This window comes from Vreelandella sp. 21, from assembly GCF_050995515.1.
Classification (GTDB): domain Bacteria; phylum Pseudomonadota; class Gammaproteobacteria; order Pseudomonadales; family Halomonadaceae; genus Vreelandella; species Vreelandella alkaliphila.
The window spans coordinates 1436616-1451066 of the sequence record NZ_CP194673.1 but is presented as its reverse complement, the minus strand read 5'-3'; the positions used below and the strand labels follow the sequence as shown (position 1 = coordinate 1451066).

At 54.9% G+C, this 14451-nt stretch carries 12 protein-coding genes; 6 read left to right on the top strand and 6 right to left on the bottom strand.

Going from position 1 to position 14451, the window contains the following annotated elements:
* Nucleotides 1-11: 11 nt before the first annotated feature.
* Nucleotides 12-1016 (bottom strand): type I glyceraldehyde-3-phosphate dehydrogenase, encoded by a 1005-nt coding sequence (gene gap / locus ACN06F_RS06705; RefSeq protein ID WP_193067667.1) that lies wholly within the window; start codon nucleotides 1014-1016, stop codon nucleotides 12-14.
* Between the two features lie 211 nt (nucleotides 1017-1227).
* On the opposite strand from gap, the gene pyk reads away from it, so the two are divergent.
* The gene (gene pyk / locus ACN06F_RS06700; protein ID WP_038483243.1) at nucleotides 1228-2694 is read left to right on the top strand and encodes a pyruvate kinase; all 1467 of its coding nucleotides are present in this window, start codon (nucleotides 1228-1230) and stop codon (nucleotides 2692-2694) included.
* A 49-nt stretch (nucleotides 2695-2743) separates the two neighbouring features.
* A complete protein-coding gene (locus ACN06F_RS06695) occupies nucleotides 2744-3220 on the top strand; it encodes a methylglyoxal synthase (RefSeq protein WP_038483239.1) in 477 nt (158 codons plus the stop codon).
* Nucleotides 3221-3289: 69 nt separating this feature from the next.
* Here ACN06F_RS06695 and cra read toward each other — a convergent pair whose 3' ends face one another.
* Nucleotides 3290-4267: a catabolite repressor/activator gene (cra, locus tag ACN06F_RS06690; RefSeq protein WP_038483236.1), complete on the bottom strand. Its 978-nt coding sequence runs from the start codon at nucleotides 4265-4267 to the stop codon at nucleotides 3290-3292.
* A 226-nt stretch (nucleotides 4268-4493) separates the two neighbouring features.
* Here cra and ptsP point away from each other — a divergent pair, with 226 nt between their 5' ends.
* The 4 genes from ptsP (at nucleotide 4494) to pgi (ending at nucleotide 11977) form a co-directional block, all read left to right on the top strand.
* Nucleotides 4494-7361, top strand: coding sequence for a phosphoenolpyruvate--protein phosphotransferase (gene ptsP / locus ACN06F_RS06685; RefSeq protein WP_433924884.1), 2868 nt, complete (start codon nucleotides 4494-4496; stop codon nucleotides 7359-7361).
* Nucleotides 7361-8332 carry a 1-phosphofructokinase gene (pfkB, locus tag ACN06F_RS06680; protein ID WP_433924883.1) on the top strand — a complete coding sequence of 324 codons (972 nt, stop codon included), beginning with the start codon at nucleotides 7361-7363 and terminating at the stop codon, nucleotides 8330-8332. The genes ptsP and pfkB overlap by 1 nt, the downstream gene beginning before the upstream one ends.
* Nucleotides 8329-10065, top strand: coding sequence for a PTS fructose-like transporter subunit IIB (locus tag ACN06F_RS06675; RefSeq protein WP_433924882.1), 1737 nt, complete (start codon nucleotides 8329-8331; stop codon nucleotides 10063-10065). The genes pfkB and ACN06F_RS06675 overlap by 4 nt, the downstream gene beginning before the upstream one ends.
* Before the next feature lie 247 nt (nucleotides 10066-10312).
* The gene (gene pgi / locus ACN06F_RS06670; RefSeq protein ID WP_433924881.1) at nucleotides 10313-11977 is read left to right on the top strand and encodes a glucose-6-phosphate isomerase; all 1665 of its coding nucleotides are present in this window, start codon (nucleotides 10313-10315) and stop codon (nucleotides 11975-11977) included.
* 128 nt (nucleotides 11978-12105) lie between these two features.
* Here pgi and ACN06F_RS06665 read toward each other — a convergent pair whose 3' ends face one another.
* The 4 genes from ACN06F_RS06665 to ACN06F_RS06650 all read right to left on the bottom strand — a co-directional run bounded on the left by ACN06F_RS06665 (nucleotide 12106) and on the right by ACN06F_RS06650 (nucleotide 14349).
* Nucleotides 12106-12501: a GFA family protein gene (locus tag ACN06F_RS06665; protein WP_433924880.1), complete on the bottom strand. Its 396-nt coding sequence runs from the start codon at nucleotides 12499-12501 to the stop codon at nucleotides 12106-12108.
* A gap of 58 nt (nucleotides 12502-12559) precedes the next feature.
* Complete coding sequence (locus ACN06F_RS06660) at nucleotides 12560-12925, bottom strand: glyoxalase superfamily protein (RefSeq protein WP_231658344.1); 366 nt, start codon at nucleotides 12923-12925, stop codon at nucleotides 12560-12562.
* A 90-nt stretch (nucleotides 12926-13015) separates the two neighbouring features.
* Nucleotides 13016-13699, bottom strand: a complete 684-nt coding sequence (locus ACN06F_RS06655; RefSeq protein ID WP_231658343.1) for an HAD family hydrolase — start codon at nucleotides 13697-13699, stop codon at nucleotides 13016-13018.
* Between the two features lie 194 nt (nucleotides 13700-13893).
* A complete protein-coding gene (locus ACN06F_RS06650; RefSeq protein WP_433924879.1) occupies nucleotides 13894-14349 on the bottom strand; it encodes a hypothetical protein in 456 nt (151 codons plus the stop codon).
* Nucleotides 14350-14451: the final 102 nt, after the last annotated feature.

Here is a 14451-nt window from a genome sequence, read left to right as displayed (position 1 = left end):
TCAGTCAGGTGTTATTTGGCCGTTTTCTGCATGGCAAGGGCGGTATCTAACATACGGTTGGAGAAGCCCCACTCGTTGTCGTACCACGCCATAATTTTCACCAGGCGGCCATTCACACGGGTGTGATTAGCATCAAAAGTAGACGAGTGTGCATCATGATTGAAATCAATAGACACCAGCGGCTGTGCGTTAACCGCTAGCACAGACGAATTCGCCGCTGCTTTTTCAACAATTGCGTTGATCTCTTCTTTGCTGGTATCGCGGCTTGCCGTAAATGTTAAATCTACCAGGGAAACGTTGATCACCGGTACGCGTACGGCTAACCCATCAAACTTACCTGCCAGCTCCGGCAAGACCAAACCAACGGCCGCTGCTGCGCCTGTTTTGGTCGGAATCATCGAATGCGTCGCACTACGCGCGCGGTAAGGGTCGGAGTGATAAACATCCGATAGGTTCTGGTCGTTGGTGTAGGCATGGACCGTGGTCATCAAGCCATTTTCAATGCCTACAGCATCGTTTAACGCTTTGGCGACAGGCGCCAAGCAGTTAGTCGTGCACGACGCATTGGAGACCACCGTGTGTTCAGCCGTCAAAATATCGTCATTAACGCCATATACGATAGTAGCGTCAGCATCGGGGCTGGGTGCAGAGATCAACACACGCTTAGCACCCGCTTCTATATGCTTGGCAGCGGCTTCTCGCTTAGTGAACAAGCCTGTGCACTCCATGACAAGATCAATGTTCATGGATGCCCAAGGAAGCTGGCTAGGGTCACGCTCAGAAGAGATCGCGATGCGATCGCCATCCACACGAATACTTTCGGCATCATGCTCAACGGCAAAAGGAAAGTGGCCGTGAACCGTATCGTGACGCAGCAGGTGCGAGTTTAGGGAAGGATCACCCAAATCATTAATCGCAACCACTCGGACACGATCCCGGTAGCCATTTTCGTACAGCGCACGTAGTACGTTACGACCAATCCGTCCAAATCCGTTAATAGCAACTCTTATTGTCATGATGGCACCTCAATCAAGCAGTGGTATTCGATGGCGTATCCAGTAAAAAAATTACTAAAAATACGTATTTATTCACCTTCAAGTCAATTTTTGCCTATCCAAACTGCCCTTAAAGGCTAATAACATCCCAATATGTAGTAAAATTACTATATAAAGGCTATCGTAGTCCAATAATTAATCACCGCCAAGATGGTCAATAGGAGTAACTTTTATGACTCGCTCAACATCTCCCACTCCCCTTCGCCGCACCAAGATTGTCGCGACGCTTGGTCCAGCAAGCGATCGCCCTGGCGTGCTGGAAGCCATGCTAAAAGCGGGCGTTGATGTCGTGCGGCTAAATTTCTCCCATGGCGCCGCAGACGACCATCGCCGCCGCTTAAAAGAGGTACGCGAGATCGCCCAGCGACTAAATCGCAGCGTTGCCGCCTTGGGTGACCTGCAAGGGCCAAAAATCCGTATATCGCGCTTTGCTGAAGGTGCCGTTCACTTGGACATTGGCCAGGCCTTTGTGCTCGACATGGCGCTAGATGCCAACAGCGGCACGGCCGAGCGCGTCGGCTGTGATTACAAGTCGCTGATTGACGATGTCGCCCCTGGTGACCGGCTACTGCTGGATGACGGGCGTGTCGTGCTGGACGTCACCTCGATTATTGGTCAAGAAGTCCACACACGCGTTCACGTAGGTGGCAAGCTTTCCAATAACAAAGGCATCAACAAGCAAGGGGGTGGACTATCCGCCCCAGCGCTTACCGAAAAAGATAAAGAAGACCTAAAAACCGCGATCGATATCGGGGTGGATTACCTGGCGGTATCGTTCCCACGCAGCGCTGCTGATATGCAAGAAGCGCGCGACCTGCTCGGCGAAGCAGGCAAGGAAATAGGTTTGGTTGCCAAGCTTGAGCGCGCCGAAGCGGTTGCCGATGATGAGACACTGGATGGCATTATCGAAGCCTCTGAAGCCGTAATGGTCGCCCGAGGCGACTTAGGCGTAGAAATTGGCGATGCCGCACTGATCGGCACTCAAAAACGCATCATCAAACATGCTCGCACGCTTAACCGCGCGGTAATTACCGCCACACAAATGATGGAGTCAATGATTGAGTCGCCACTGCCCACCCGCGCGGAAGTATTCGACGTGGCTAACGCAGTGCTTGATGCCACAGACGCCGTCATGCTTTCTGCGGAAACCGCCGCGGGTGACTATCCGGTAGAAACCATTCAAGCGATGGATAGGGTATGCCTCGGCGCTGAGCGCGAACGTATTGCTCAGTCATCAGGCCACCGTATTCATGAAGGCTTCGAGCGCATTGATGAAACCATTGCCCTCTCTGCCATGTATGCCGCTAACCACCTAACGGGCGTACGCGCCATAGCCTGCATGACCTCAACAGGTTATACGCCACTGATTGCCTCACGCATTCGCTCTGGCCTGCCGATTGTTGGCCTTGCACATAGCCCGATTGCCCAACGGCGCATGGCGCTTTATCGCGGCGTCGTGTCGATTCCCTTCGACACAACTCACATGGACCCTAAAGAACTCAATCAAGAAGCCGTCAAGCTACTGCAAGCTCATGGTTTGGCACACCCTGGTGATCATGTCATTCTTACCCGCGGCGACCACATGAACGCCCACGGCGGCACCAACACCATGAAAGTGCTGGCCGTTGAAGAAGCGTAAATCTAACTGTGACCTGAAATAGCCGGAATGTTAACTGGAGAGCCATGCCATGAGCGACGCACGTCCCCCCCGCCAAGCCGTTCGTACGCTGCAACCGCGTAAACGCATTGCGCTAATTGCCCACGACGGCAAAAAAACCGAAATGCTGGAGTGGGCAACACGCTGGCAGGAAACGCTCAGCCAGCACACTCTTATTGGTACGGGGACTACCGCTGGGCGGCTCAAAAATGCGCTTGGCCTAGAGGTCGAGGGGTTGATGAGCGGGCCGCTGGGTGGTGATCAGCAAATTGGCGCGCGGATTGCCGAACAACAGCTAGACGTGCTGATTTTCTTCTGGGATCCGTTTGCCCCTCAGCCCCACGATCCTGATGTCAAAGCGCTGCTGCGTTTAGCCGCGCTATGGAACGTGCCGGTAGCATGCAATGCGGCGAGCGCCGACTTTTTACTGTCGTCGCCCTATCTCAGTGAACGCTACGATATGTCTATTCCGGATGCACAGGCCTGGGCTCAAGCCCGCACGGTATAGCTCTTAACAACTTAAGTACTGAACAACTCAAGGTCTGAACAACTCAAGCTCTGAACGAATCAATGGGGCTTATCGGGTACGCAGGTGACGCGCCACAACCTGCTGCCCGCACTGATAGTCGCCGTTCATGGCATTCAGGGCACAGCGCAGGGTGAGTTCAGCGATGCGATCATAATCTTGCAAGGCTGAATTCACCGGTTGCGGCAGAAAATCCAACAAACGGTGGTCGCCAAAGGTGGCCAACCGCATATTCTCTGGTAGCCCACCGCGCTCCAGAAACACGTCAAACACCCCTTCCATCAGCACATAAGACGCGGTGATCAACGCATCAGCGCCCCCCTTCTCATCCAGCAGTTGAGCGGCAAGACGGGCGCCTTCGCTACGCTCGTAGTGCGTACCGCTAAGTAAAACCGGCTCGATAGAGCTGTCTTGTAGTGCTGACTGAAAACCCACCCTCCGCTCGCGACTGATCGACAAGCTTGGCATCGCTTCTAACCACGCGACCCGCCGCGTGCTACCTGTAATGACCGAGCGCGTTAGCGCATATGCTGCGTTTTGATCGTTGCTGACGACACTGGCAAAACGCGTCGGCGCAAGCCCACGGTCCATTCCCACAACGCACCAACCTTCATCCACCAACTCAGAATAGAAGGTGTCCTCTTCGGCAAGGCAACTGGCGGTAATAAGCACCTCACAGCGCTGCGCGCGAAGCGCCAATGCCAAAGCGCGCTCGCTATCGGCACAGTCATCTGAGCTAGCCACCAACAGCTGATAACCCTTCTCTCTCGCGCCACGCTCTAAGCGTTTCGCGAGCCGCGCATAGCTGATATTTTCAAGGTCCGGCACGATCAATCCAATCAGCCGACTTGCCCCACGACGCAGCGCCGCTGCCTGCGGGTCAATGTGATAGCGGTGCTGCCGCACGACCGCCATTACTTTCTCAATGGTGGCATTACTAATACGCCGTTGCTCGGCCTGGCCATTAATTACATAGCTCGCCGTGGTGCGCGATACGCCCGCAAGCCGGGCAATGTCGGCAAGTGTCATGCAATTCTCCCTCTGGTTGCCGGTGTAGTTTATCAGCCGTTTCTCCCCACCCAGACTAAAGTCTAGAAAGACAACTCTTGTGTCTTTAAGTGAATCGATTCAGCATAGCCAACTAACCACAGATGACACGATTCATCCAGCGAAGCTAAACGCTCTACGACCAACGTTTAAGCATGATCACGCTGCAGACATTACCCTTGGCTGACAGCGTTTACAGGAGAACCCTATGTTAACTCTCGGCCCAGATGACATCTTGCTCGACCGCCATGCGGACGACTGGCAAGCTGCACTCGACATCGCCGCAAAGGCGCTAACGGATGCGGGCTTAGTTGAGGCCGAGTACCGTGATGGCCTCCATGCCCGTGAAGCGCAGTCGTCAACCTATCTTGGTAACGCGATTGCCATTCCACACGGCACGCCGGAAAGCCGTCAGCACGTAAAACATACCGGCGTGAGGGTGCTGCAGTTCCCCAAAGGCGTTCCGTGGCATGACGGCCAGACGGTCTATGTACTGGTGACGATAGCCGCGCAAAATGACGAACATTTAGACATCCTGCGTCAATTAACCCACGTCTTAGACCGCGAAGGCGTCGCCAACCAGCTCGCCAGCGCTAGCTCGGCTGTCGAGGTAGCGCGTTTACTTTCCAAACCAGCGCTTGAGCCACGCCTGGATGCCGATACGCTGTGCATTAACTTTCCTGCTCGCGACCCTCAAGAACTCGCCTTGGCCGCTGCCGCACGGCTGCGCCAAAGTGGCTGTGTTGATAACGCTTTTATTAGCGCCATCGCCAGTGCTTCCCCTCAATGGCTGGGCAAAGGATTTTGGTTGGCAAGCCACGCCCAAGGAGTGACACAACCCGCACTAGGCGTTGCCACGCCAGCCGATCCTAAACTTGAGCATAGCGGCCATCCCGTCCATGCGCTGTTCTGTTTAGCGGCCAGTGGCGATGCCCACCGCCCACTGCTGGAACAGCTATTAGCCATGTTGGAGAACGGCGAAAGTGACAGCTTGGTGGGCAAAAGCAGCGCACAGCTGCTGGCCACGCTGGCGGGCGAAACCGCCAGCACTCAGACTCGCCGAGTGCGCGTCTTGAACCCCCATGGCCTGCACGCCCGCCCGGCAAAACAGCTGGTACAGGTCGCCCGCGCGCAATCAATGCCGATTAACGTACGCCTTGAAGAAGGCAGTGCTTCCACGGTTTCTGCCGCCAGCCTGACCAAAGTGATTGGCTTGGGAGCACGGCGTGGTCAGTGGCTTATCCTTTCTGCCGAAGGTGACCAGGCAAGTGCTGCGCTAGGCGCAGTAGCCGCCGCCGTTGAAGACGGTCTAGGTGAGAAAGTAACGCCGTTCGACGGCGGTTTTGATACCAAGTCGGTGACTAACACGAGCAAGCCCGTTGAGCCGTTAGTCGTTGATGCGCCCCACACCGGCGTTGCCGCCTCGCCGGGCTTAGCCATTGCGCCGGTGTTTGTGATTCGCCCGATGCAGTTCGACTATGCTGAACACGCCAGCGACCCCGAACATGAAATTAGTCGCCTGGAAGTGGCACTCAAAGAAGGCGCCGCTCAACTACAGGCACTGGTGCACAACGCCCCTGGCGGCGAAGTGGCCGACATTCTCTCGATGCACGAGGAGATGCTCGACGACCCCGAGCTGCATCACGCTGCGATTGATGCGATTCGTGAAGGTCGTTCAGCAGAAGCCGGTTGGTGGAATGCTATTGAAACCGCCGCCCACGCCCAGGAAATGCTCGCCGATCGTCTATTGGCCGAGCGCGCCGCTGACCTGCGCGACGTAGGCCGCCGCGTACTGGGGGTATTGTGCGATGTCCAACTGCCCGAGCCGCCTGACCACCCGTATATTCTGGTGATGGATGACATCGGCCCTTCCGACGTTGCCCGCCTGGATACCTCACGGGTACGCGGCCTGCTTACCGTGCGCGGCGGCGCCACCGCTCACAGTGCCATTCTGGCTCGTGCGCTGGGTATTCCCGCTGTTGTCGGCGCCGGTGAAGCCGTCATGGCGTTGCATAACGGCAGCATGATGATTCTGGATGGTGAACGTGGGCGGGTTACCTCCCAGCCTTCCGAAGAGCGCCTGCAGCGCGCGGAACAACAGCTTCTCGACCAGCAACAGCGCGAAGCCGATGCCTGGAAGCTACGCTTTGAGCAAGCCCAAACCCGCGATGGGCATCGGGTAGAAGTGGCAGCCAATCTTGGTAACACCGCCCACGCCGCCGATGCGGTTGAACGCGGTGCCGAAGGCGTTGGCCTGCTGCGCACCGAATTCCTGTTTATGGCCTACTCAAGCGCACCGGACCTAGCCACCCAAATTGCCGAGTACCGCGAAGCCACCGATGCCTTGGATGGCCGTCCGCTGGTCGCGCGTACATTGGATGTGGGTGGCGACAAGCCATTGCCCTACTGGCCGGTTCCCCAGGAAGACAACCCATTTCTTGGCCTACGCGGCATTCGCCTGGCGCTGACGCAACCTGAGGTGCTGGAGACTCAAATCCGCGCGCTGCTGATGGCAGCTGTCGGCCGTCCGCTACGCATCATGCTGCCGATGGTTAAGGATGTCGCAGAATTCCGCGCCGCCAACGTCATCTATGACCGCCTACTTAGCGAAATCCCGCCACAGCAGCGCGCCACTGATGTGCAACTGGGCGTGATGATCGAAGTACCCTCCAGCGCACTGCTAGCACCTACGCTGGCGGCCGAGGTGGACTTCTTCTCCGTCGGCACTAACGATTTAACTCAGTACACGCTGGCCATCGACCGCGGCCACCCAGAGCTTTCTGCCCAGGCCGATGGCTTGCACCCCGCCGTGCTGCGTTTGATTCAAATGACCGTCGATGCCGCCCATGCCCACGGCAAATGGGTCGGCGTATGCGGCGAGCTTGCCTCGGATGCCATGGCCGTGCCAGTACTGGTAGGGCTAGGCGTTGATGAGCTTTCCGTCAGTGCGCGACAAATTCCGCTAGTCAAAGCTCGCCTGCGTGAATTTGATCTTGCCGATGCAAAAGCCACTGCCCAATTAGCACTGAGTAAAGCCACCAGCGATGAGGTGCGTGACGCCCTGGAGGCCGGCTAATGGCCCAGGTAGTGTGCATTACACTCAACCCCGCGCTGGATTTAGCATTCAACCTTGAAACGCTGACACTCGGTCATGTAAACCGCCCCCACAGCGCCCAGTTAGAAGCCGCGGGCAAAGGCGTTAACGTAGCACGCGTGCTGGCCAGCTTAGGCCATCAAGTGATTGTTAGCGGCTTTCTCGGCCAGGATAACGACGCCCCGTTCAGCTTGGCATTCCCCCACTACGGCGTGGAAGATGCCTTTGTACGAGTACCCGGAAGCACGCGCATTAACGCCAAGCTGGCGGAACAGAGTGGCCGCGTCACTGATATTAACGGCCCCGGCATGCCGATTGAGGCTGCCCATCTAGATGCCTTACGAACTACCCTAGACGATTTGTTTCAGCGCCTCGCTCCGCCCCAAGCGGTCGTCGTTGCCGGTAGCCTTCCACCGGGTATTGATCAGCCGCTGTTTGCTGAACTACTAACCATCCTAAAAAGCTATGGCGTACCACTTTGGATAGACACCAGTGGCCCGGCACTGCTAACCGCCATTGCTGCTCAGCCTGCGGCTGTAAAACCTAACGAAACGGAACTCGCTGACTGGGCTGGCAGCGCGCTAAATTCAAATCAACAGCGCCAGCTCGCCGCCGAGCGACTGCACGCCAGCGGCATCGAGCACGCGCTGATTTCCGCAGGCTCAGAGGGCGTTTTATGGGTTAGCTCACAGGGCACTTGGCAATCTACCCCACCTAGCGTAAACGCCACCAATACCGTTTGTGCGGGCGATACCTTTGTGGCTGGCATGCTCCATGGGCTGCTCAGCGACTTCGCCCCACAAGACACCCTTCGCTTCGCAACGGCACTCTCTGCCGAAGCGGTTCGCCACGTCGGCGTGGGCACCCCCCACGCCGACGACTTTGACTTACTCCAACAACAGACTTTGGTACGGCGTCTTGACGACACCATCACCGAGGGAGCCACGCGATGAACCTGATTCTAATTACCGCCTGCCCCAGCGGCATGGCGACCACCTTTCTGGCCGCCAAGCGCCTTGAACAAGCGGCCACACGGATGGGCTGGAGCGCCCATGTGGAAATGCACGGCGAGATTGCGCCGCTGCAGGCTGCCACCGCCGAGCAAATTGCTAATGCCGATTTAATTGTGGTGGCCGCCGATCACGTTCCGGCCCCAGAACGTTTTGAAGGCAAACGACTTTTCCAGGCGCCGATTGCCAGCGCCCTGCCCGACCCCAGCGCCTTTTTAACTCAAGCCAAACGTGAAGCACCGATTTACACTGCTCCTGCAACCCCTACAGCCGCCGCAACTCCGGCGAGCAACACGGGTGGCAAGAAGATTGTCGCTGTTACCGCTTGCCCCACTGGTGTTGCCCATACCTTTATGGCCGCTGAAGCGCTAGCCGAAGCAGGCAAAGCCATGGGACATGCCATTCGCGTGGAAACTCAAGGCTCAGTAGGCGCTCAAGATCATTTAAGCGAAGAAGAGATTGCCGATGCCGACGTGGTCGTACTAGCTTGCGATATCGACGTTGACCCAGCGCGGTTTGCAGGCAAGCGCATCTACCGCACCTCAACCGGCAATGCACTAAAAAAGCCACGTCCCACGCTGGAAGCCGCCCTTGTTGATGCTAGCGTAGAAAACGCCAACAGCGGTTCGGGCAACGCCAATAAGAGCGTTAAAGAGAAAGGCGTTTATAAGCACCTACTCACCGGCGTGTCGTTTATGTTGCCTATGGTGGTAGCAGGCGGCTTGCTGATTGCGCTCTCGTTTGTCTTCGGCATTGAAGCCTTTGAACAGGAAGGCACGCTGGCCGCTGCGCTTATGCAAATTGGCGGCGGCACCGCCTTCGCGCTAATGATTCCTGTGCTGGCGGGTTACATTGCCTACTCCATCGCCGACCGCCCCGGTATTGCTCCAGGTATGATTGGCGGTATGTTGGCGGCTGACATTGGCTCCGGGTTTATCGGCGGCATTTTGGCAGGCTTCCTGGCAGGCTACGTGGCCCTAGCGGTTACCCGCTACGTTAAGCTGCCCTCCAGCGTTGAATCGCTCAAGCCTATTCTGATTATCCCACTGGTGGCCAGTCTGGTCACCGGCCTGACGATGATCTATGTGATTGGCGAGCCTGTCGCTGCATTACTGAATGCGCTGACCAGCTTCCTGGCCTCGATGGGTTCTACTAACGCAGTGCTGCTGGGCATTCTATTGGGCGCCATGATGTGCTTCGATTTGGGCGGCCCCGTCAACAAAGCAGCCTATACCTTCGGCGTGGGCTTGTTGGCTTCAGAAACCTACGGCCCAATGGCAGCCATTATGGCGGCAGGCATGGTGCCAGCGATTGGCATGGGTATTGCCAGTTTCATAGCGCGCAATAAATTTTCCGAACCAGAACGGGAGGCAGGCAAAGCTTCGTTTGTACTCGGCTTTTGCTTTATTAGTGAAGGCGCCATTCCCTTCGCGGCGAAAGACCCGTTGCGGGTTATCCCCGCGTGCATGGTGGGCGGTGCGATCACCGGTGCGCTTTCCATGCTGGTAGGCGCGAAACTAATGGCACCTCACGGAGGTATCTTTGTGCTGCTGATTCCCAACGCCATCACTCCTGCACTACTCTACCTTGGCGCGATTATCATCGGCTCGCTGGTAACCGGTTTAGGCTATGCCTTTATCAAACGCGGCGCCGCTCACGTCGCCGTCACCAGCTAAACGCTTGAACCTCAGCGCTGGGCAGGCTGCCACCTGCCCAGCGCCTCTTTGGCGATGCCCCCCCTCCTCACCCCACGCCAGCAACGGTTTATTACTAATTTTTTAACCATAAATCGCTTAACAGTTGCTTAAATCGGGGTTTTATGTAGTATTTTTACCTAAATAAAGTCATAAATAGTACAAAGCACGAGCCAGCAATAGAGCGCTCGTCACTTAATAATGATCTAAAACAACAGGACCGCCTTCTATGTTTCAACTCACTCGCAGCGTTACTTGGCAGGCACTTGAACGCCTGCGCGACAAAACCGCCAACGACCGCATTCGTGATTACTTCACCAATGACCCGCAGCGCTTTGAAAAAATGAGCCTACGGGTGGGCGGCCTGTTCCTGGATTACTCCAAACATCACGTGTCTGATGAGGTACTCGCCAAACTAATTGAGTTGGCCGACCACTCTGCCCTGGTTCAACGTCGTGCACAGATGTTCTCTGGCGATATTATCAATGTCACCGAAAATCGCCCGGTACTCCACACCGCACTGCGCAATTTAAGCGATGAACCGGTACATGTAGATGGCAATGACGTGATGCCGGAAATCAACCGCACCCGGGAACAAATCAAGCAGTTCTCAGAAGCGGTGAGAAACGGTGAGTGGAAAGGCTATAACGGCCAGCGCATCAAAGACGTGGTCAATATTGGCATTGGTGGCTCAGACCTCGGCCCCAATATGGCCGTACGCGCGCTACTCAAATACCGCCACCCGGAACTGCACTTCCACTTCGTGTCCAACGTCGATGGCACCCATATTCAGAAGGTGCTTTCACGACTAGACCCGGCGACCACGCTATTTATCGTTTCCACCAAAACCTTCTCTACCCAGGAAACCCTGCTTAACGCAAAAACCGCACGGCGCTGGTTCGTGGAAAATGCCGGTGAAGATGCCGACGTAGGCGCCCACTTTATTGCCGCTTCCACTAACCGCAAAGCGGCGATGGAATTCGGCATTCGTGAAGAGAACGTGTTCGAGTTTTGGGCCTGGGTGGGCGGTCGCTACTCCATGTGGTCGTCTATCGGGCTTCCGATTGCGCTTTCAATTGGTTTTGAAGGCTTTATCGAGCTGCTGGAAGGCGCCCATGAGATGGATCGCCACTTTATAGAAGCGCCCTTCGCGCAGAATATGCCCGTTCTGATGGCCTTGATTGGTATCTGGTACATCAACTTTATTGGCGCCGAAACCCAGGCCATCGTGCCCTACGATCAAGCCTTGAACCAACTACCTTCGTTCCTGCAGCAGTTGGATATGGAGTCTAACGGCAAGTCAGTCGATATTTTCGGCCATCCGGTTAACTACAAAACCGGCCCGATTGTTTGGGGGCAAACCGGCTCTAACGGTCAGCACGCTTTCTTCCAACTACTGCACCAGGGCACCCGCTACGTGCCGATTGATTTTATTGCCTCGCTGAAACCCGAACCCGGCGTGGAAGACCATCACTTCGCCCTGCTGACCAACATGCTCGCCCAGGCCAACGCCTTTATGGAAGGCAGCCAAGGGGACAGCAAAGAGCTTAGCCAGCACGATCCCTACAGCTGCCCCGGCAACCGCCCTTCCAGCACGCTGCTACTGGATGAGCTAACGCCAAAAAATCTGGGCGCGCTGATTGCCCTCTACGAACACAAGGTGTTTGTGCAAGGCGTTATCTGGAACATCAACTCGTTTGATCAGTGGGGCGTGCAGCTTGGCAAACGCATTGCCGGTGAAATCAGCGAGCGCATCGATACCAACGCCGCCGACTTCGACACCTCAACACAAGGCTTGTTGGAGCTGGTACGCGCCCACTTTCCCGGCGACAGCAGCGCAAAGCAAAGCGCGCCAGCCAGCGCTGATAAGAAGCCTGCTAGGAAGAAGCGTTAAGCGGAGAGTTAGGTAACCGTTAGATAAACAAACGCCTTGGCTGAAAAGAGCCAAGGCGTTTTTGGTTTGATCTTTGATGCCAGTATCGACACTGGTTGAAGGCAACCAGAAATCCCAAGCCGCCTAAATTAATCTGGTGAAAATTGCTCGAAGACCTGCTGTCCGGTCATTTTCTCTGTTTGGTTGTTAAACTCGTAATAGTCGGGCTTCTCATCAATAAATATTTCGCTGGTGAGTTGGAACGTCTGATCCTGGAACAGGCCTGCTGGGAGAATATACTCATTGCTGGGTAGCAGGTGATAGAACAGATGCGTCCCGCAGGTTGCACAGAAGCCCCGCTCCGCCCAATCAGATGAGCGGTAAGCGGCAGGCTCAGCACCAAAGAACTCTACCGGGCCACCGCAATGCACGGCGAACATAGGCCCACCCGACCAACGCCGACATAGTGAGCAATGACAAACACTGACCTGCTCGTGGTTAGGCGCAGTCACTTCGATGGAACCGCAAAGACATGTGCCTTTCATCGCAAACTCCTTTACCGTTAGCCTCCATGGCAGCCGCTATCGTGATGCCTAACCAATTTTAGGCTGCTGTAGGCTCATTGAACAATATTCTGTTGGAAAACGGATCGACCACTTCAAACACCCTATCGCCCCACGGAGCTGTGGTTATTTCCGGGCGGCTAAACTTGTAACCACGGGATAGGATCTCGCGGTACAAGCCTTCAAGATCATCAGTATTCACAAACGTTTTAGCGCCGGGGGAGCAATCCCCAGAATGTTCGCTAAGGTGAAAAACCAGATCGCCTCGGGATACCTGCATATAGACAGGAAAGTCTGCTTCGAAGCGATGCTCCCAATCAAGCGACATCCCCAAAAACTCAAGATAGAACGCCTTGGCTTTAGATTCATCAAAAATTCGTATAATCGGAATGGCTTGAAAATGCACTTATGCTCTCCTGACAAACAGCGCTTTAACGAATAGCTAGCCAGCTCTGGTTAGAAAGCCTAAAGCCCCCTTTACCCTTAGGCGTTCGATTTAAACAGGCGCAGAGTTGCTCTCTACGCCATAGCCATGGCGTATATACTCAACGGCTTCAGCCATGCCACTAAGCACCGCTGTCGCTGAATGAAAGTTTTGCTGTTGAGACATTTCCGTGGGTAGTGCCAAGCAGCTTATGCCAGCTCGAAAGGCGGCTTCAAGACCATGTTGTGTATCTTCAATGGCGAGACATTCATCCGCAGCAACGCCAAGCCGTTGCAGAGCCAGGAGATAGCATTCAGGTGCGGGCTTGCTGTTTCGGACATCATCGTTAGAAACAATCGTAGAGAACTTATCTTCAAACCCATTGGCCTGCAGTGTTTTTTGAACACCATTTGCACTAGCGCCTGTCACCACTGCCAGCTTCAAACCCGCACTGTGGAAGTAAGCAATCGCCTCTCGTACGCTAGGCATTAACGGGAATGCCTGGCTAGCAAGGTAGTCCTGCGTCGCGGCGTTCTTCGCTTCTATAAGTTGATCAGGGGACGCATCAATCCCAAACCTCTGCACCATATCCAGGGCATTGGCGCGCGTTGGCAGGCCTGCATAGTGGGTTCTGTACTGCAGCTCAGACAATTCCAAGCCATATTGACTCAGAATGTGTACCCACATTTGAAAATGGATGTGTTCAGAACTGACGATTGTCCCATCGTGATCTAGCAAAATTGCGCGAAGTGCCACAAGACCTCCTAGAAATAGCGTGTTTAAAACCCAAGGCAAAGCCAACCGAAAGATCGACAGTAGAGACTTCTAGCTAGATGCCCAGCACACGCTCGATAACGCTTGGGTAGAATGGTCGAATCATAGCAGTAGGCATGGTTACGCTTTTGTTTGATCTTATACTCTACAGCGCAGTGGTTACCTATATTTAGCACTTACAAACCACTGCCTGCATACTTTATCTTCTTATATAGCTCACCGATAAAATTGACTCCCACTATCAAGCCCACACCAAGAGCAATGACGACGAGAGAACCATAGGCAATACTACCTGACCAGATCCACTGACTAATCGCTGTGCCAATATGTTGCAAAGTGAGATAAACACCTATCAGAAAACCACCTGCACGGACTAGGCCTAGTTCGTGCAGTGATAACTGAGAGTCAGCGTTATTAGCTGGATGAATTTTATTAGCCAGCGGTTCTGCCACTAGCCAAAGTATAGCGCCGACAATAAGAGGCATAACAATCATTGCTATCAGGGTGGCTAACCACTCGTCATATGATTCTGTCGAGCCTGGGCCAAACAGCATCGGCGCTAGGGCAAGTAGCGGATTAAGCGCAATATACAGCGCTAAAATGCGTAACAAGATAATAGAGATAGCTTTCATAGAATATGTTCACACTCCCTGTGATTTGCATCGATATAAACGCCACATGATGAATATCGGCGGCTGACGATATTATCCTAGTTATTTATCACCACCATTTCA

Coding starts and splice junctions, on each gene's coding strand:
- cra (WP_038483236.1), bottom strand. CDS start 4,267: ATGACACTTGCCGACATTGCCCGGCTTGCGGGCGTATCGCGCACCACG.
- ptsP (WP_433924884.1), top strand. CDS start 4,494: ATGTTAACTCTCGGCCCAGATGACATCTTGCTCGACCGCCATGCGGAC.
- ACN06F_RS06650 (WP_433924879.1), bottom strand. CDS start 14,349: ATGAAAGCTATCTCTATTATCTTGTTACGCATTTTAGCGCTGTATATT.
- pfkB (WP_433924883.1), top strand. CDS start 7,361: ATGGCCCAGGTAGTGTGCATTACACTCAACCCCGCGCTGGATTTAGCA.
- ACN06F_RS06665 (WP_433924880.1), bottom strand. CDS start 12,501: ATGAAAGGCACATGTCTTTGCGGTTCCATCGAAGTGACTGCGCCTAAC.
- pgi (WP_433924881.1), top strand. CDS start 10,313: ATGTTTCAACTCACTCGCAGCGTTACTTGGCAGGCACTTGAACGCCTG.
- gap (WP_193067667.1), bottom strand. CDS start 1,016: ATGACAATAAGAGTTGCTATTAACGGATTTGGACGGATTGGTCGTAAC.
- ACN06F_RS06695 (WP_038483239.1), top strand. CDS start 2,744: ATGAGCGACGCACGTCCCCCCCGCCAAGCCGTTCGTACGCTGCAACCG.
- pyk (WP_038483243.1), top strand. CDS start 1,228: ATGACTCGCTCAACATCTCCCACTCCCCTTCGCCGCACCAAGATTGTC.
- ACN06F_RS06675 (WP_433924882.1), top strand. CDS start 8,329: ATGAACCTGATTCTAATTACCGCCTGCCCCAGCGGCATGGCGACCACC.